Source organism: Nocardia sp. NPDC056952 (assembly GCF_042674185.1).
Classification (GTDB): domain Bacteria; phylum Actinomycetota; class Actinomycetes; order Mycobacteriales; family Mycobacteriaceae; genus Nocardia.
The window spans coordinates 1430057-1447111 of the sequence record NZ_JBHURA010000001.1; the positions used below are offsets into that span (position 1 = coordinate 1430057).

Below are 17055 nucleotides of genomic sequence, written 5' to 3' on the forward strand. Positions count from 1 at the left end.
AGGCTCGCTCGCATGCTCGTGAACCGCATTGCTGCCCTTGCCATCGCGGTCGCCGCGTTCGGCGCCGCCTCCACCGGACTCGCCATCGCCGTGCCCGAAACGCCGACGCAGCCCACCATCAGCCACACCGCCGCACCCGAGCCGGTCGTCCTACAGACCGGCTCGGCTGTAATCGATCTACTCGCGTACATCGCTGCGGGCTGCATCGGCAGCTGGAGCCCGGCCCCGCCCGCACACTGCGTCTGACATCGACCAGGCGGGCCCGTCGGACAATCCGCGGGCCCGCTCCACTGAACGCACGCTCATGCCGATTATGTAATGCCGGGTAGGGCCTGCTCGAGCTGAGTCCTATGGTCTGGGGATGGCCCTCGATGCTCGGTACCAGGCAGTTCCTTACGAACCGCTGCTCGAACGTGCGATGCGTGATCGTGGGGCCGCCGAGAACGCGATCCAGTTCTTCAGCAGCTTGGCTACCAGCGATGGTGCCGATTCGCAGTACTGGAATGACCCGATCTGGGCGGAGCTGGCCCCGGTCGCTCGTCAGATCGTGAGGCAGCGGCCCGACATTCTTAACCGGACTTTCTCCACGCGGGCGTGGGACGCGGCGTACTGGTTGCTTGCGCCCAACCGTCGGAAGCAGGAAGAACGCAATCCAGTCGGGTTGGCTGAGATCGCAGTATTCGGGGCGGAGCCCCTCGCTTCGGGTGCGACTGCGGGGCAAGGAAATCCGCTTCGGTTTGTGCGCCCGACTACTGCGCGAACCATAGCTGACTATGTGGAGAACAATCTGGAGACTGCTTCACATCTGTTCGACGCTGAAGCGATGGAAGCATCCGGTGTCTATAAAGGACCATGGGATCGCGACTACCTTCTCGATCAGCTGGCCCGGTATGCCGAGTTGTACCGACTTGCCGCCGACCTGGACGAATGCGTACTGGTAACACTCGACTGAACCAGCAGCTCGGTCAAGCGATGAGTGTGCCGCGATCGACTCACGACCGGATGCCTCCTGCTGCCTAGACCCGCGCGGCCTGAGATCGTGACGAAAGATCAATAGCACGACATGATCTCGAAAGCCTGCATCGGTGGAACGTCCGCAATTGCCGAGTTGAGCGTGGTTTGACGGGCCGGAGGCGCGGTGCGCCGGATCGAGGCTTGGGCAAGATCTGGCCTGCGGAGCTGATCGCATCGGTGATCAGCGATTTCTTCGTGCCAGGGCTGGCAGGGTGGGAGCGGGGATCGCGGGGCACGCTCATTCTCTGCCCCTCGGGCCGAATTTCTGATAACAGCCGGATCGCCGAGCCCGCGACCGGATCGGCAGTCGGATTCGTGGTGTGCTGGGGGATGGCGATGCCCGTGAAGGGATCTTCGCATACGTTGATGGGCGCACCGTCGACTACATGACGGGGCGATCCTGAGACCGAGCGCAAGATGGGAGAACGTATGACTGTCGAGTTCCCGCATCTCGACCTGTCCGCCGACGAGGTACTGACCACGACCCGGTCGGTGCGCAAACGTCTCGACCTGGATCGGCCGGTGCCGCTGGAGGTGGTCACCGACGCATTGGAGGTAGCGCTCCAGGCGCCGTCGGGCAGTAACCTGCAAGCCTGGCATTGGATCGTGCTGACCGATCCCGAGCCCAAGAAGATCGTGGCGGAGTATTACCGCAAGTCCTACACCGCCTACGCTGCGGCGGGTGCGGCCGTGCGGCAGGCGAAGCCGCCGAAGGACGCCGATACCGCGGAGAAGGTGGCTTCGAGTGCGACCTATCTGGCGGAGGTGATGGAGCAGGTACCGGTGCTGGTGATCGGTGCGATCCACGTTCCGGGTGGGCAGATGCCGGAGGGGAACCAGGCCGGTCTGTGGGGTTCGCTGCTCCCCGCCGCCTGGAGCTTCGCGCTCGCACTGCGTGAGCGTGGCCTCGGGTCTGCGTGGACCTCACTGCATCTGGAGTACGAACGAGAGGTCGCCGAGGCGCTGGGAGTTCCGCCGAGTATTCGGCAGGGCGTGCTCTTGCCTGTTGCCTACACGAAGGGCACCGACTTCAAGCTCGCCAAACGCGCCCCGCTCGAAACAGTACTGCACGTCAACAAATGGTAGTGCTGAGCCGATTCGCCCGAAGCTTCATCGACGTCGGCGGCGAGAAGCTCTACTTGGCAGCGGCGGGTAGATAGGTCTGTCTTTCTGGACTGCGCAACACGTTCACTCTTGCCGTCTCGGTCGGCTGATCTGACACTGTTCGGCTGTGTGCTCGATGGTGTTGCCGAACCCTTCGAATCGATCTCCGCCGAGAGCATGCCTTCAGGTTGATCGCAGAGTCCGGTGACCGAAGCCGACGCTGAGGATCGGAGAGAAATCGTCACCGTACCGGGCCGCAGTCAGCTACTTCGGCGGCGTTGACCTCGACGCTGTTGACTTCGACGACCCTGGTTGGTTCGGAGGAGTCGGGGTATGCCGGAAACGACAGTTCATCCTTGCGACGAGAGGTCAAACTATGCCCGAGCACGGTAATGGAGTTCGCGAAGGCGTCGAAGGCGTCGTCGAAGACGTCAAAGGCAAGGCCAAAGAAGCCGCCGGTGCGCTTACCGGCGACGACAACCTCAAAGAAGAGGGTCGGGCCCAGCAGGACAAGGCCGAGTCCCAGCGCGAGGCTGCCAGCAAGGAAGCCGCGGCGGAGAAAGCACGCGCTGAAGCCGACATCGACGAGGCGCGCCAAGCAGCGCATCAGCGCGACCGCTGATTTGGGCTGCTGACACGGTGGGAGGGGCTCGGACGAATTCGTCCGAGCCCCTCCCACCTCTTGTATGCGTGTCCTGCCGAGAGTTCAGATACCGCTAGTCAAGCGGTGGCCGATGCCTACCGGAAACCGAAGGATCTGGTTTCGAGCCAGGTTTGTCCATCGAGTATGGAATCGCCAGAGCGCCAACTCAATTCGGCCGCCCGTGCGCTGTGCTACTCGAGGATTTACAGCACGTAGGCGCCGCGAGTGATCAGAGGTTGTTGGCCGCTGCACAGACGCAGCTCGCGGTCGTGCGTGCGCACGAGGCCATTGCGGGTGTGGATGTGGTGTCTGCGGCGGCATTGCGAAATCGGGAGGTCGCGTCAACCGGGGCTGATCCGGGTGGCCGCAAAAGAGTTAGTAGGCGACATCGACAGTGGGTGGGTCGAAGTGGTCCGCAGCGTGAAGAACCTCCGTCGACGCGCCGGTAGTACCCGGCCCGGTCGCGTCACCCGAACTGCAGGGAACCACCGCAGGGCTGCTCGCCGTTGGCGGATGGTCGGGACTGGTGTCGCTGACGGGGGTCTCCGCAGGTGGGACGTCGATATCACGGTGAACATCACACAGCTTCGTGCCGACCAACCTTCTGCTCTACGCAGACGCAGCCTCGCAGGCGGCGATAACTTCGGTCGAGATCCGTCCGCGGGGCGACACTGTGTGACCGTTCTTGCTGGCCCATGCGCGAATGTCAGTGAGATCGTTGCGTCGAATCGGTGCGCTCGCAGGAGTTTTCGCGGTGAGTCGGTCAGTGGATGTCTTGGCGCGGCCGATTCGGCGGGCGTAAGGGAGTCACTGGTCGAACGTGTCGCGCAACTTGGTGGCGTTGGTATCGGACAGGCCGATTTCGTAGGTGACTCCGTCGATTCCGAAGGTGACGGTCTCGTCGGCCTCGGAGGTGCCGTGGAAGTCACCGGGAGCGGATGTCGATCGCGTGGACGCTACCGGTCTCGCGGTTGGCAACTAGGCAATGTGTCGGTGGGTGCCGATGACGATTCCGTGCGGTCGGGTCAGTGCGTCACGGCGTCGGCGGAGCGGTCACCGAAGGGATGTCGCCAGGTGCGGCGTGCGCTCGCACTACGCGGTGTCTTCGCGAGCGCGGTCCCCTTCTCCTTCGGTTCGGCCGAAGGACGGAAGGCCCGCTTGCTCGTGCCGGTGCGACGGGCGAGCCGAAGATCGGCCTTGGTCTGACGCAGGCGCTGCGACGAACGGTGCGCGCCGGCGGTGAGCAGGACCAGGCCGAGCATGCCGAGGGCCCCGAGCACGACTGCCCACAGGAACAACGTGCCCGACGTTGCGGTGATGTGGTAGCCGAGCAGGCTGAAGTCGTCGCTGAGCGTGTGGGCGGGTCCGCTGTTGCTCAGCACGCCCGCCGTGCCGATCACCACCGCGGCGATGAGCAGGACCAGGCCGAGGAAAACAATCATGACAGTCTCCGAATCCGGTTACACCGGTATACGTGTGGTGCCGCCCGCCCGCCGGTCGCGTGCGAGTCGAGCCGATGAGCGGACCGACGATCGTGATGCCACGGTGCACAGCGACCCGGCGTCACCGCCCTTCACTCCGTGGAATACCCCGATCCGAGCGGGCGACGCAGCTGCCGGGGCGCGATCGTCGAGATGTCACCGCTGGCGACCGGAAGGCCGGTCCCCGAAAGCCCCACCGCGGGTAAGCGATTCGGGGTGGTACCGGCAGGGCGGGGGCGGCGAACCGCCGCAGCACGAGTACCGCGAAGAGCCCGTTCGGCTCGAGCCCCTCGCCGGCCGCCCCGCCAGATCTTCCGTGGTGGCCTTCCCGACCAGGGAGCACCGGGCCAACCCGCGCCGGGTTGTCGCAGGCTCAAATCCTGTCAGTCTGAGAGGCCAACACTTCTGTCCGGGTCAGGGCTGACCAGCTGGCGGCAGTCGGGCGCCTCGACGATGCGTTGACCGCCGCCGAGGAAGCCGTCGCGATCTATTGCGGGTTGGCCGAGGACAACAACACGGCCTGCCTTCCAGACCTGGCGATGTCATTGAACAATCTCGGCAGCTGTTTGTATCAGGCCGGGCGCCTGAACGATGCGCTTCCCACGGTCAAAGAAGCCGTCGCGCTATACCTTGACCTATTCCAGGACAATCCGGCGGCTTGTCCAGACGCAGCAGACGTTCGGCAAAGCTAGATAGGTTTCGGCTTTTGCCGGGGTGATACCTCCGGGTGGGCAGAATATGATGTCTGGAAGTGGACCGGCGAGCGCTTGCAAAGCTCTTGTGCCACCGGCTGATTCGGCGGGAAAGAATTTCATATGGGTGACGCCGTGTTCGACCAGTGTGATCTGGGGTGGCGTTCAGAGTGTGTGGAGTCTGTCGAAGAGGGTAGAAGTGTTGCGAGTCAACGAGATCGCCGAGTTTCAGAGCTTATTGGCGAGCACGTCGAGCTCGCTGATTTCGGGCGGGGTAGCGAAGAGCTCGTCGGCGCGTTCACCGAGGGCCTTGCCGACCGGCCCATCGAGATGGGTTTCACGGGCAGCCTGATCTGGGAATGCGTCGATGATGCCGAACGTCGAGGGGCCGAACCGTACCGCGAACCAGGGCTTCGTGCCAGGCTCTTGCTCGACGAGTGGCAACGCCGATCGGAGGAATTCCTCGACTGCGTTTTCCTTGCCGGGTTTGGCTTCGAGTCGGACCAGCAGCGCCTTGGTGGCCATGTCGGATCTCCTGTTCGAGGTGGTGGATACGGTCCAGCATCACACCATTTACCTGTGAAGGGAAGGAGGCACCCGAACTCTCGGATAATTAAAACAATTCTCAACCCCTAGCGATCGTGGAGCTATAGGAGGAGACTTCGTGGTGGAGGGAATGCGACGCTCGAAATGCACCCACTGCTCGTCGGCCGTGACGCGAAATATGGTGTGTCAAACGTTTTGGTGTGGTTGTCGTTCCGTGCGATGTCGTGTCGTCTGCCCTCAGGAGCACGATTCATTCGGCCGGTCGCTCGTATGTAGCCCCTTGGCGGTGCGGGCCGGGCATCAATCGGAAACGCGCATGTGAGGGAGTGTCGAGATGAAAGCGCTTGTGTACGACGGACCACGTGAGGTCCATGTGAGGGATGTGCCCGATGCGAGGATCGAGCGACCGACCGATGTGCTGGTGAAGATCACCAGCACCAACATTTGCGGATCGGATCTGCACATGTATGAGGGCCGCACCGACCTGGAGCCCGGGATGGTCCTCGGTCACGAAAATCTGGGGATCGTCGCAGAGGTGGGCAATGCGGTGGTCAAGGTCTCGGCCGGGGATCGGGTGTGCTTGCCGTTCAACATCGGCTGCGGTTTCTGCCAAAACTGCGAGGAAGGACTGACCGCGTTCTGCCTGACGGTGCACCCGGATCCGAAGATGGCCGGCGCCGCGTTCGGTTTCGCCGGGATGGGACCGTTCTGGGGCGGACAGGCGGAGTATCTGCGGGTGCCGTTCGGCGACTTCAACTGTCTGCGCCTGCCCGAGGATGCGCAGGACAAGGAAACCGACTATGTGATGCTCTCCGACATCTTTCCCACCGGATGGCACTGCACCCGCCTGGCCGACATGCAGCCCGGCGATTCGATGGTGATCTACGGGGCAGGGCCGGTCGGTCTGATGGCGGCATACTCGGCGATGATCCAGGGCGCGAGCACGGTGATGATCGTCGACCGTCACCCCGACCGGCTGCGGCTCGCCGAGCAGATCGGGGTCATACCCATCGACGACTCCACTGGCGACCCGGTCGAGCAGGTCCTCGATCTGACCAACGGGCGCGGTGCCGACAAGGGTTGTGAGTGTGTCGGGTACCAGGCGCACGACCCGCAAGGTCATGAAGACGCCGCGATGACGATGAACCGGCTCGTCGACTCGGTGCGCTTCACCGGCCACATCGGCGTGGTCGGCATCTTCCTGCCCCAGGACCAAAACGGCCCCGACGAACTCGAACGCCACGGCAAGATCGCCTTCGACATGGGCAAATTCTGGTTCAAGGGGCAGAAGGTCGGGACCGGACAGGCCAACGTCAAGCACTACAACCGGCAGCTGCGCGACCTGATCCACGAGGGCCGGGCCACACCGTCCTGGATCGTCTCTCACGAGCTCCCTTTGGCCGAGGCCGAGTCCGGATATCGGCATTTCGATGCCCGGGACGACGGATGGACCAAGGTCGTCATGCATCCGTGAGGCGTCCAGGACCGACATGAGCACAACCATGGCAATACCTACAACCATGGCAACGGCACTGCAGGCCAAGCGGATCGCGAAACACGTTGCCGCCGGGCCGACGTCGTCGCGGAGTCCACGACGCCCCAAAGGAGCAGATCATGACAGTGAACCAGACCTCGGTGACCCTCGACGATGCGCAGAGGTTGATCGCCGCCGGACAGGCCAAAGCCGACGAGATCGAGTCGCCGTCGAACATTGCGGTGGTCGATGCCGGCGGCAACCTCGTGGCCCACGTGCGAATGGACGGTGCCTGGATCGCCAGCATCGACATCTCGATCAACAAGGCGTTCACCGCGCGGGCGCTGGACATCTCGACCGAGGACCTCGCGGCCGCCGCCGGTCCGGGCGAGCAGTTCTACGGGATACACGCCTCCAACAGCGGGCGCATCATGATCTTCGCCGGCGGTGTACCGCTGCGGCACAACGGCCAGGTCGTCGGAGCGGTTGGCGTCAGCGGTGGCACCGGAGAGCAGGACAAGACCGTCGCCGAGGCTGCCGTGGCCGCGATGTGAGCAGTGAACTACGTCGACACCGTGTTTGCTTGGTCGACGTGGCACGTGGCACCGAGCTGAACGGCACCAGCCACGCACTGCCCTTCATCACTCACGTCTGACCACGGGCGTGGCTCAGGCCGTGTGGCGGTCGCAGGTGGAACGGACAGCAGGCAAGGGATGTGACGCACAGCGGTCAGCGGCGGGGGTGCGCGTCGTCTACATCAGGGTCTCGACCCTGGACCAGAACACCATTCGTCAACTCGACGGGATCGACGTCGAACACGTCTTGGCCGACAAGGACGCCACCGGCCCGCTCTCGATGAGATGGACATCTGGGTGCTGCCCCTTGACGAACTTGGGCTGCCGCTGGGCGGCGAGCCGGATCGACTGCGGTCGCGCCAATCGTTACTTCGGTTTGGCGCGTAGTCGATCGCGTTCGGCGGTTAGGCGAGCGACGGTGTCTTCGAGTTCGAGTATGCGAGCCACCGCGGTCAGATTGACCCCGTCGCCGGTAAGGGTGGTGATGCGGTGCAGGCGCGTCAGGTCCTCGCCGCTGTAGCGGCGGGTGCCACCGGCGCTACGCGCGGGTGTGACCAGTCCGTGCTGCTCGTACAGGCGCAGGGTCTGGACCCCGATGCCGGCCAGCTCCGCGGCAACGGAGATCGCATACACCGCCTGCGCTGGCGACGGCCCTGAGTTGTGCGGGGAGACCATCTGCGTCCTCTCGATTCCTTCGATTCTCTCCTAGATTACTTGTTTCCAGTACTTGCACTCATCTAGGTGGAGTGCTAGAAAATATCTATGTCAGATGACAGAGGTTATCTGATCGTCATACTAGTGAGAATGGAGTGAGTTGGAGGTGGCGACCATGTTGATGCGCACCGATCCTTTCCGTGATCTGGACCGGTGGACCCAGCAGATGTTCGGCACAGCAGCACAGCCGGCGGCGATGCCGATGGATGCTTGGCGCGACGGTGATGAGTTCGTGGCCGAGTTCGATCTGCCCGGAATCGACCCGGACTCGCTGGATTTGGACGTCGAGCGCAATGTGGTGACGGTGCGCGCGTGCCGACCCGGCCTCGACGCGAATCGGTCGATGATCGCCGCGGAGCGCCCGCGCGGGGTGTTCAGCCGTCAGTTGTTCCTCGGCGAGAGCCTCGACACCGATCAGATCCGCGCCGACTACCGCAACGGTGTGCTGCGGTTGTCGATCCCGGTCGCGGAGAAGGCCAAACCCCGCAAGATCGAGATCGCCCGCGATCACGACCGTGAACCCCAGGTGATCAACGCCTGAGTCGGTGAGGGAGGTCGGCGATGTCTGCCCCGATTACTGACACGATGCCTGGTCGAGCGTGGTGGGTCGATACCGCGCTGGTGGCGCTCGATCCCGACTACGTCGCGTTGATCGCCGAGATCGACCTCATCGGTGTTCGAGCAGGTCGGTCCCTGTGTCGCTTGCGGAAGCCGTCGCGGCATCGCGTGAGAACGCCGACGTTGTCGAGGTGCTGGTCACCGAGGTGGCCGGTCGACGTAGCGCCCACTCAGCGCAGCCCTCCTCGTGCAATGGCGTAGCAGCTACAGCGTCCTCCGATTCGCGACCACTGAGTACCGACAGTGAGGGAGGTGACGGTATCGAACGATCTCCGAAGCCTTTTCGCATGAGCTGAATTCGACTTCTTGCAAGCCGGTGGCCGGGTCTACGGACCGGCTACCGGCTCCACCCGTCCGATATTCGACCGATTCGAGGAGGACCCGATGATCGTTTTACCGACGGCTTTCGCGGTCCACGCTGACGAGTCCGAGCGTGGCGCCGACCTCGCCGACTCAGTCGACCGTATCGACCAAGCCCGGAGTATCCCCTGTGCCGACGATGATGAGCTCTCCTGCCTCGCCTACTGAGCACTGCGCGCACCCGGACCCGCACCAGTGCGAGGCCGGGGAATCCCAGTACTGGCAGCCCGGTCACGTTTCCTGGTTCGACGCCGCGAAAGGGTTCGGTTTCTTGATCCCAGACCGGGGTGGACCGGCGGTGTTCTGCGACTACACCGCCATCGCCTCACCGGGTTTCAAGATTCTGCACGCGGGACAACGCGTGATCTTCACTATGACCGATGTCGGTCGCGGACCCGAAGCCATCCAAGTGCTGACCTATGTCGAGCCCGGTACTGATATTGCGGTCCCGGTTTCGCGGCCACGGGCGTGGGCGCGATCGCTGGTGCGCGCTCGCAAGGACCGATGACACCGAACGCACGCAGTCTGACCTATTGCGGAGGAACAGCAATGCCTACCGATAACGCCGTCGATCGGCAGGAACCAGCGACGCCGACAACCGGAACGACCGTAATCCGGTGGCCCGAACCCAGCCCTCTCGATATGTGGTGGACCGAGATCATGGATGGTGTCTCTCCATTGCACGAACCGCGATTCCGTCGCTGACCGCCACGACCACGGCCCCTTCGGCTGCGGCCACCCGGCCGGACCGCCGCACTCTGGTCGGGTGGTATTCACCGGCGCTGCGGAGCGACGACGGGCGGGAAGCGGTTCTCGTGTGGAGCTGAGCAACGGTGTTGCGCCGTCGCGGTGGGCCTCGGCGGCGCGGCTGGTCGTATTGCTCGGTCGGGCTCGGATACCGTATTCGGCGCACGCTCCTGCGTGGTGAACACAACTGAGTTCGTCCCTGTGGACCCGGTCGTGGTGGTGCTTCATAAGTAGCAGCGCGATGACTGGTCCACCGCGGTTCACGCTGCGGTCTCCGACCCGCCACCAGGCCGACTACCGGCTGGCCTGCCTACGCGGCGCCATGGCTTGCGGCCATGGAGGTGGGTTGCGCCTTGATCGAGCGCCGAAACGCCGACAGCGTCTGCGAAGGGCGCGACGCAGTGAATATCCGATACACCGTGCATTCGGTCAACGGGGCGGCGGCTTCTGACAGTCACGTTTCCGCCGCCACAGTTCAGCCGGTTGTCCAGAGACGTAGTTTCTCCGGGTTGCGGATTGCCCAGATGCGGGTGATGCGGTTGCCGACGATGTCGAAGGCGTAGACCGAGATGACGGCGTCACGCAGCTGGGCGACCAGGCCGGGCTGACCGTTGACTGTGCGCTCGAGCAGCGCTACCCGGGGGCCGCGGGTAGCGATTTCGATCCAGGCGCTGGCGATGTGTTCGCTGCCGGTGATCGGGTCTCGGAAGGCCGGAGCGAGACCGCCGCTGTCTGCGGTCGCGATTGCGGTCGGGTCGAGCAATCCGATCAGGGCCTCCATATCGTTTGTTTCCCACGCCCGTTTGAAGTCTCTGACCACGTCGGCGCGCTGGGCGCTCGATGGGCGCTGCGAGGTATCGATGCGGCGGCGGGCGCTGTAGGCGAGCTGGCGGCATGCCGCGGGGGTTCGGCCGACGATGTCGACGATCTCGGCGAAGGAATAGCGGAACACGTCGTGCAGGACGAACGCCACTCGCTCGGCCGGCGTCATGGAATCGAGCACGACCAGGAAGGCCATCCCGATCGACTCGTCGAGGGTGACCCGGTCGGCGGGGTCACCAGGGGCGAGACCACCCAACCACTCGGAGTGGTTGGGTATCGGCTCCGGAATCCATTCGCCCACATACTGTTCCCTCCTGGCACGCGCCGAGCCGAGCAGGTCGAGACAGATGCGGCTGGCGACTGTCGTCAACCACGCCCCAGGGGTCACGACGTCCTGTCGCTGTCGCTCGGAGAGCGCGTACCACCGCACGTAGGTCTCCTGCACCACATCCTCGGCTTCGGCCAGCGAGCCGATCAGGCGGTAAGCGAGATTGATCAGTTGACGGCGTTCGTCGATCACCGCGCGCAGGTGCGGATCGGTCATGGTGTTGGGCTCCTCGTGTCGACAGCACTCACTGATCCGACGAAACAGCGACTCGAATTGTGAGGCCTGACATTTGTCCCGGCTACGTCGTCGGAAGGTTGTAACGGTCTCAGCAGAGCAGGAGTTTCCGGAAATGACCAAGATCGGCATCATCCTCGGCAGTACCCGGTCCAACCGCAATGGCCCGCAAATCGCACAGTGGGTTCTGGACACGGCATCGCAGCGTGGCGACGCCGAGTTCGACCTGATCGACCTGATCGATCACCCGCTACCGCATCTGGACGAGTCCGCGCCGCCGATGTTCGGCCCGTCGGCGCACGCGCACACCCGCGCGTGGGCCGAGCGGATCGGCCCGTTCGACGGCTTCGTGATGGTGACCCCGGAGTACAACGGCGGCATCCCCGGAGTGCTGAAGAACGCAATCGATCACTTGTACGTGGAATGGACCGACAAGGCGGTCGGCTTCGTCTCCTATGGGGTGAGCGGCGGTGCCCGTGCCGTGGCGCAGCTGCGGGTGGTCTGCAGCGGGCTCGGTTTGGCGGATGTGAGCCGTCCGGTAGAGATCTCTCTGCTCACCGATTTCGAGAACCACGTCACCTTCATACCGGGCGACCACCACATCGCCGCCCTGAACAAAACGCTGGATCAGGTCATCGCCTGGAGTGCTGCGCTCGCGCCGCTGCGGGCGGCGCAGGAGCAGTTCATGGGGAGTCGATCATGACCGCATCCAACGACTTCCAGTCACGCGCTGACCGCATCGAAGCCGATGGCGCCGAGATCCGGCGGCAAATCGACAAGGCGATCGAAGGAGTACGAGCTAAGGATCTCGAGGTTCTGAAATCGCTGTACACAAGTGACGTCGTGTCCTTCGATCTCGAGCCGCCGCACCGGCACGTCGGGAGAGCGGCGAAACTCGAGAACTGGGCGAGAGTGTTCCTGTTCTTTGAGAGTGTGACCTATGACGTTCGCGATCTGACGCTCAGTGTCGGCGATGGTGTGGCCTTCGGGCATGCCTTTGCACGTCTGCGCGGCACACTGAGAAACGGCGAGGCAACGAACGGTATATGGGTCCGGGTCACCTACGGACTGCAGAAGATCGCCGACACCTGGTTGATCGCACACGACCAGGTCTCGGTGCCACTCGACATGGCGAGCGGCAAAGGCGTGGTCGACCTCGATCTAGGGGGCGCAGAGCGCCCGTATTGACCGGTCAGCGACCCGGTTGCGGTGCGACCGGCTAGCACGCTCGACGCCGAATGCGAACTCGATGTCGGGATAGGGTTGCTCGGTTTCGAGGACGCGGCGGGTGAGCTTCGATGCTCACCCGCCGCGCGGACCTCGCCGAGGTAGGGGCCCGACACGGCGCTGCCACTGTCCCCTTTGCTGGCGGTCGGCCTGACGTCCGCTCATGCCGATGAGCGGTCACCTCGCGCCACCGAGCTGCGCGGCGGATCGCGCACATCCTTGCCCCGAGCTTGGCCGACCTCTGCTTCGCTAGGTCGGCCCGGTGCGCCGGCCAGCGAGAAAACGGGCGGATCGCGCAAGATCATCTAAGACACGATGGAATGTGGAAGGCCCTGGATCGAACGGATTATCGAACTGCGGGCAATCAATCAGTTGCGAAACCGCGCCGTGCACTACAACGCGGGCCTGGACAATACCGATGCCCGCGACGCCGCTCTCAAGGCTATTCTCGCCGTGCAGGACATCATTGCCGAGATGTTCCCGGCGTTAGGTGGGCCACCACGATTTGTCGCAGGCACCTCCGGCCATGCGTTTATCAGTAGCGACGCGGAGAAGCAGCCGCTGATCCGGCGTTTCTATCTCCCTTCGTCGGTCCTTGTCTCGCCCACGTTCAAGATGGAATTCTCCCGGTTCAGCCCTGACACTCTCGCGGTGCAGGTCTTTGATGACGAGACCTACCACGACAGTTTCCCGACACTGACCGACGAGGAGTTCGCTCACCATCGCACCGATCCCGAGCACTTCCAGCTGGCGACACCGGCGAGCGAGTGACGTTCCAGCGCCTGGTCGCACAGCTGTGCGGTGTCCCCTCTCGCCCGCACAGCGTGCAGGTTGCGCTGCGGACCGACAGAGCAGGTCTTTTCGGTCAGTGGTGTCTGGCATGTTGCGTGCAGGGGAGCGGGCGGGCGTGGGAAGCGCCCCACAGAAACCCCACACTTTTGACCGGAATCAAAGCGAATTGATGCGACATGCTGAGAACGGTCGATTCGTGAAAAAGCTTGGTGCTGAGCACTATTGGGTACTGATGGGTAAGGTCTGGACAACTGGAACCTGCGCCCGGTTGTCGCAGGTTCAAACCCTGTGAGTTTGATGGGCCAACACTTCTGTCCGGGCCGGTGCTGTTGTCGACCAAGGTGCTGTACTGCAACGCTGCTGTTTGCCATCAGTGCGAACCTGCTGGTGTGAGGTCGGGATGCCTCGCGCGGGGTGGCGACGAAGATCTGTGCGGTTGCGGGCAGTGCGTCGGCGACGAGAAGCGGGGACTCGCCGGCGGCGGTCTGTTCGTTGTCGACGGGTAGCAGGTTGGGTGTCTCGCAGTACTGAGATCCGCGCGGCCTCTCGCTGGTACATCGTGCAGACGAAGAAGGCCTCGATCTGATGATCGGGGCCTTCTTTGCGTGTCCGGAGGGCGATTCGACCACTACGCACACCAACTAACCCAGCAGACGTCGTTGGTGGTGGGCTGACGCATGCGGTGGGGGAGGCCTGAGACGGTCTGTTTCCACGACGGGGAGGGGGCCGATACGCTGTGAACGCCAACCATTAGCTTGCATCGAGCCTGTGTGCGGCCGATTACCCAATCACGAACGCTCCGAGCTGGTTGCTAGCGAAGCTCGGGGCGTTCGGCGCTGTGCGGCCGGGATAGGCCGGTACATGGAGCAGGATCGGCGGATCGAATGCAGGGGCCAGTCGACGGGGCCAGACGGCCGATAAATACTCCTTACCCAGGGCTGCTCGCCGGTGTAGAACAACCGTGTCGAGAACTCCGCGGCATCACCTGACCGTTCTCAGTAAGTCGGGCAAGATGGCGTCATGACAGACCTCAACGGCCAGTTGATGATTCGGATCAGCGGAGACTTCAACGAGCTGTTCCGGCTACTGGGGTGGTTCTGCAACGACGATGCGCTACGCGGCCGGGTCAGCCTTCCCGCCCCTGGCGGCCTATCGGTCGGGCACGATTCTGTCGCCGACGACTGTGGGACCGACACGGCGCACCTTGCGGAGATCACCGTACTGCACGTCGGGATTCTTGATGCGGGCCAACAGGTCCCGGTCTATCCGGTAGGGCAGCAACTTCCTCTGCCGGTCGCGCCATTGTTCGACCGGTTCGTTGATGCGTACGCAGGTGGAGCACGGAAACCCGGTTAGGTGTTGGCGGTGTCTTGGCTGGAGGTGTGGGCGGTGCGGGCGTCGGCGGTGGTGGGGTAGGCGGGCATCAAAACATCGAGCCCGGTGAGTTCGAGTAGTCGCTGAATTCGGCCGGGGACGGTGGACAGGGCCAGGCTCCCGTTCGCAATCTCGGCGCAGCGGGAGATACCGACGAGGGCGTTGAAGCCGGAGGAGTCGCAGTAAGTGACCGCCTGCAGGTCCAGGATCAGGTGGCGGTGGCCTTGCTCGATCAGCGCTAATGCCTGTGCGCGCAGGTGGGGTGCGGTGGCATGGTCGATTTCCCCGGCGATGTTTGCCACGGCGAGGTCGCCGTCGGTGTGCTGGGTGGTCAGACAGAAGTCGGTCACGGTTGGCTCTCCGGCATCTCGCCGACGGGGGCGAGGGTATGGGCGGTGGTGGTAGCGCCGATGCTGTCCGCGGCCTCAGCGAGGGGGACCGATAGGGCCAGCAAGGCGATGTCATCGGCGGCGCCGTGGGGTGTGGCGTCGATGAGAGCGACGATGTCCTCGATGAGAGCCGTGGCAGTGATGGTTGCGGTGCGCGCGCTGAGGAAATCGCTCACGCCCTGCTCGCCGATCATTGCTCCGCTGGCGGTGCGGGCCTCGGTCAGCCCGTCGGTGTAGAGCAGCAGTCCTTCGCCCGGGGCCAGATGGAAAGTGCGCGAGGCGAAGCGGGCTTCGGCGACTGCGCCGATGAGCATGCCGCCAGGGTGGATCGCTTCCACCATCCCTTGGCCGCGCAGGTGATACGCCGGAGGGTGGCCGCCGGTGGTGACAGTGACAGTGAAACCTCCCCCCTCGTGCGGGGTCAGCACGCCGAACACGGCCGTACAGAACCGGGTACCGACGGCCGGTTCGAGCAGCAGCGCGGTGTTGAGCGCGGGGAGCACTGTGTCGGGGTCCGGGTCGATCAATGCCGTGGCGCGCAGGGTGTAGCGGGTTAAAGAAGTCAGTGCGGCGGCTTCGGGACCCTTGCCGCACACGTCCCCCAGGAAGAATGCCCATCTGCCGCTGTGCAGGGGGAAGACGTCGTAGAAGTCGCCGCCCACCTCCTGCAGGGAGGCGGTGGCGTAGTGACACGCAAGCTCGAGCCCCGCCACCATCGGCAGCGCCGGCGGCAGCAGAGTCTGCTGGAGGGTGGAGGCGAAAGCCTGGATAGCGGACTTGTCGCGTTCCGCGCGCTCGCGGGCTTGCTGCTGCTCTAGGCGCCGCTCTTGTTCGACGCGCAGGCTGTGCAGAGCCGAAAGGCGCATCTCCAGCTCGTCGAGCACGATCGCGGCCAGGTCTGCGAGGGTGGCGGTGTCGTCTTCGGTGACCAGGCGTGGACGAGTGTCGAGGATATTGACGGTGCCCAACCGGTACCCGTCGTGGGTGATGATCGGGGCAGCAGCGTAGAAGCGGACTGCCATCGGCCCGGTGACCAGACCATTGGAACAGGCGACCGGGTCGATGCGGGTATCGGGAATCACCAATGTCTCATCCGACAGAATTGCCGAGGCGCACAAGCCCGGCTCCCGACTGATCTCGCTTACGCCCTCCAAACCATGGGCGGCCTTGAACCAGATCCGATCCTCGTCCACGATCGTCACGCTCGCCACCGGCACCTTGAACAGCCGGGCCGCCATCGCCGCGACCCGGTCGAACGCACCGTCGGGCGGAGTGTCGAGGATGTCATAGCGGCGCACCGCGTCCATCCGGCGCGCTTCTTCTACCGCGCTGAGCGCTCGCTGCCCCGGTCGATCTGCAAGGTTGGCCGCGTATTCCTCTTGCGGCATCGGTTACCTCTCCTCGTCCGCCGGTCCGGTGACCAGTGCTACAGAGAGGTTAGTCCGGTCGTCTTCCTGCCCACGCCGCAACCGCAGCTGACGCATTCAACGCTGCCGGATTTTGCGCTCATCACTCGGTTTCGTAGGCGACGTCGGCGACCTCGCGAAACTCGTGATGGCAGATTGGAGCGAGGTCGTCCGCACAAGGCCGCCGCTGATGTCGTCGATGATGCGCTGACCGCTCAGTCGCGAATCGGCCGCCCACCCACGGCACCACGAACACCGCGCCGAACACAACAGGATCGCTTCCCGGCGGAAGGCAAGTGGACTTCCAGAAGAGAAGCTGAGGCCGTGCACCACTCCCATCGGGTCATGACGTGTTCTGGACGGATGGCTCAACGCTGGCACCTTGCCGACCTGGCCACACCTGTGGGCCGTTGTCCGCGTGATGCATCAGAACCTGTCGGCTCCTAGCTATCCCGCTGATGGAATCTGGACAGCTAAGGGATGTCCCGTAAGTCTGGATCGGTGATAGTGGCTGG

The 17055-nt window shown here is 64.0% G+C and carries 20 protein-coding genes and 2 pseudogenes; 14 read left to right on the plus strand and 8 right to left on the minus strand.

What is annotated here, in order from left to right; translation table 11 throughout:
• Positions 1–12: 12 nt before the first annotated feature.
• From ACFTS5_RS06510 to ACFTS5_RS06525, 4 genes are all read left to right on the plus strand, one after another.
• Positions 13–246, plus strand: coding sequence for a hypothetical protein (locus ACFTS5_RS06510; protein WP_378628005.1), 234 nt, complete (start codon positions 13–15; stop codon positions 244–246).
• 115 nt (positions 247–361) lie between these two features.
• Positions 362–952 (plus strand): DUF1877 family protein, encoded by a 591-nt coding sequence (locus ACFTS5_RS06515; RefSeq protein ID WP_378628007.1) that lies wholly within the window; start codon positions 362–364, stop codon positions 950–952.
• A 491-nt stretch (positions 953–1443) separates the two neighbouring features.
• Complete coding sequence (locus tag ACFTS5_RS06520) at positions 1444–2100, plus strand: nitroreductase family protein (RefSeq protein WP_378628009.1); 657 nt, start codon at positions 1444–1446, stop codon at positions 2098–2100.
• A gap of 394 nt (positions 2101–2494) precedes the next feature.
• Positions 2495–2740 carry a CsbD family protein gene (locus ACFTS5_RS06525; protein ID WP_063005764.1) on the plus strand — a complete coding sequence of 82 codons (246 nt, stop codon included), beginning with the start codon at positions 2495–2497 and terminating at the stop codon, positions 2738–2740.
• Between the two features lie 630 nt (positions 2741–3370).
• On the opposite strand, the pseudogene ACFTS5_RS06530 reads toward ACFTS5_RS06525, so the two are convergent.
• Positions 3371–3739, minus strand: a pseudogene (locus ACFTS5_RS06530) (Lsr2 family protein).
• A gap of 47 nt (positions 3740–3786) precedes the next feature.
• Entirely contained in the window at positions 3787–4203 is a 417-nt protein-coding gene (locus ACFTS5_RS06535; protein ID WP_378628013.1) for a hypothetical protein, read from the minus strand.
• A 455-nt stretch (positions 4204–4658) separates the two neighbouring features.
• Here ACFTS5_RS06535 and ACFTS5_RS06540 point away from each other — a divergent pair.
• Positions 4659–4934: pseudogene (locus ACFTS5_RS06540) on the plus strand (tetratricopeptide repeat protein); the annotation flags it as partial.
• Here ACFTS5_RS06540 and ACFTS5_RS06545 read toward each other — a convergent pair.
• Both ACFTS5_RS06545 and ACFTS5_RS06550 read right to left on the minus strand, forming a co-directional pair.
• Positions 4878–5057, minus strand: a complete 180-nt coding sequence (locus tag ACFTS5_RS06545) for a hypothetical protein (RefSeq protein WP_378628015.1) — start codon at positions 5055–5057, stop codon at positions 4878–4880. The pseudogene ACFTS5_RS06540 and the gene ACFTS5_RS06545 sit on opposite strands and share 57 nt — an antisense overlap.
• Positions 5058–5162: 105 nt before the next feature.
• Positions 5163–5459, minus strand: a complete 297-nt coding sequence (locus ACFTS5_RS06550) for a putative quinol monooxygenase (protein WP_378628017.1) — start codon at positions 5457–5459, stop codon at positions 5163–5165.
• Positions 5460–5814: 355 nt separating this feature from the next.
• On the opposite strand from ACFTS5_RS06550, the gene ACFTS5_RS06555 reads away from it, so the two are divergent.
• Together ACFTS5_RS06555 and ACFTS5_RS06560 are read left to right on the plus strand one after the other, a co-directional pair.
• A complete protein-coding gene (locus ACFTS5_RS06555; protein ID WP_378628020.1) occupies positions 5815–6954 on the plus strand; it encodes a glutathione-independent formaldehyde dehydrogenase in 1140 nt (379 codons plus the stop codon).
• A gap of 140 nt (positions 6955–7094) precedes the next feature.
• Positions 7095–7508, plus strand: a complete 414-nt coding sequence (locus tag ACFTS5_RS06560) for a heme-binding protein (RefSeq protein ID WP_378628022.1) — start codon at positions 7095–7097, stop codon at positions 7506–7508.
• Positions 7509–7895: 387 nt separating this feature from the next.
• Here the strand turns inward: ACFTS5_RS06560 and ACFTS5_RS06565 are convergent, their stop codons facing one another.
• The gene (locus tag ACFTS5_RS06565; protein ID WP_378628024.1) at positions 7896–8204 is read right to left on the minus strand and encodes a MerR family transcriptional regulator; all 309 of its coding nucleotides are present in this window, start codon (positions 8202–8204) and stop codon (positions 7896–7898) included.
• A gap of 154 nt (positions 8205–8358) precedes the next feature.
• On the opposite strand from ACFTS5_RS06565, the gene ACFTS5_RS06570 reads away from it, so the two are divergent.
• The 3 genes from ACFTS5_RS06570 to ACFTS5_RS06580 all read left to right on the plus strand — a co-directional run bounded on the left by ACFTS5_RS06570 (position 8359) and on the right by ACFTS5_RS06580 (position 9729).
• Positions 8359–8784: an Hsp20/alpha crystallin family protein gene (locus tag ACFTS5_RS06570; RefSeq protein WP_378628027.1), complete on the plus strand. Its 426-nt coding sequence runs from the start codon at positions 8359–8361 to the stop codon at positions 8782–8784.
• 461 nt (positions 8785–9245) lie between these two features.
• Positions 9246–9389 (plus strand): hypothetical protein, encoded by a 144-nt coding sequence (locus ACFTS5_RS06575; RefSeq protein WP_378628368.1) that lies wholly within the window; start codon positions 9246–9248, stop codon positions 9387–9389.
• Positions 9364–9729 carry a cold-shock protein gene (locus ACFTS5_RS06580; RefSeq protein WP_378628364.1) on the plus strand — a complete coding sequence of 122 codons (366 nt, stop codon included), beginning with the start codon at positions 9364–9366 and terminating at the stop codon, positions 9727–9729. The genes ACFTS5_RS06575 and ACFTS5_RS06580 overlap by 26 nt, the downstream gene beginning before the upstream one ends.
• Before the next feature lie 714 nt (positions 9730–10443).
• Here ACFTS5_RS06580 and sigJ read toward each other — a convergent pair.
• Positions 10444–11334, minus strand: coding sequence for an RNA polymerase sigma factor SigJ (gene sigJ, locus ACFTS5_RS06585; RefSeq protein WP_378628029.1), 891 nt, complete (start codon positions 11332–11334; stop codon positions 10444–10446).
• Positions 11335–11467: 133 nt separating this feature from the next.
• Between sigJ and ACFTS5_RS06590 the strand changes: the two genes are divergently transcribed.
• The 4 genes from ACFTS5_RS06590 (at position 11468) to ACFTS5_RS06605 (ending at position 14727) form a co-directional block, all read left to right on the plus strand.
• The gene (locus ACFTS5_RS06590; protein ID WP_378628031.1) at positions 11468–12055 is read left to right on the plus strand and encodes an NADPH-dependent FMN reductase; all 588 of its coding nucleotides are present in this window, start codon (positions 11468–11470) and stop codon (positions 12053–12055) included.
• Complete coding sequence (locus ACFTS5_RS06595) at positions 12052–12540, plus strand: YybH family protein (protein ID WP_378628033.1); 489 nt, start codon at positions 12052–12054, stop codon at positions 12538–12540. Before ACFTS5_RS06590 ends, ACFTS5_RS06595 begins: the two co-directional genes overlap by 4 nt.
• A gap of 354 nt (positions 12541–12894) precedes the next feature.
• On the plus strand, positions 12895–13350 hold the full coding sequence (locus ACFTS5_RS06600) for a hypothetical protein (protein ID WP_378628036.1): 456 nt from the start codon (positions 12895–12897) through the stop codon (positions 13348–13350).
• Between the two features lie 1041 nt (positions 13351–14391).
• A complete protein-coding gene (locus ACFTS5_RS06605) occupies positions 14392–14727 on the plus strand; it encodes a hypothetical protein (RefSeq protein WP_378628039.1) in 336 nt (111 codons plus the stop codon).
• Here ACFTS5_RS06605 and ACFTS5_RS06610 read toward each other — a convergent pair.
• Together ACFTS5_RS06610 and ACFTS5_RS06615 are read right to left on the minus strand one after the other, a co-directional pair.
• Positions 14724–15095, minus strand: coding sequence for an STAS domain-containing protein (locus ACFTS5_RS06610; protein WP_378628041.1), 372 nt, complete (start codon positions 15093–15095; stop codon positions 14724–14726). The two genes, ACFTS5_RS06605 and ACFTS5_RS06610, sit on opposite strands and share 4 nt — an antisense overlap.
• Complete coding sequence (locus tag ACFTS5_RS06615) at positions 15092–16522, minus strand: PP2C family protein-serine/threonine phosphatase (RefSeq protein WP_378628044.1); 1431 nt, start codon at positions 16520–16522, stop codon at positions 15092–15094. The genes ACFTS5_RS06610 and ACFTS5_RS06615 overlap by 4 nt, the downstream gene beginning before the upstream one ends.
• Between the last annotated feature and the right edge of the window lie 533 nt (positions 16523–17055).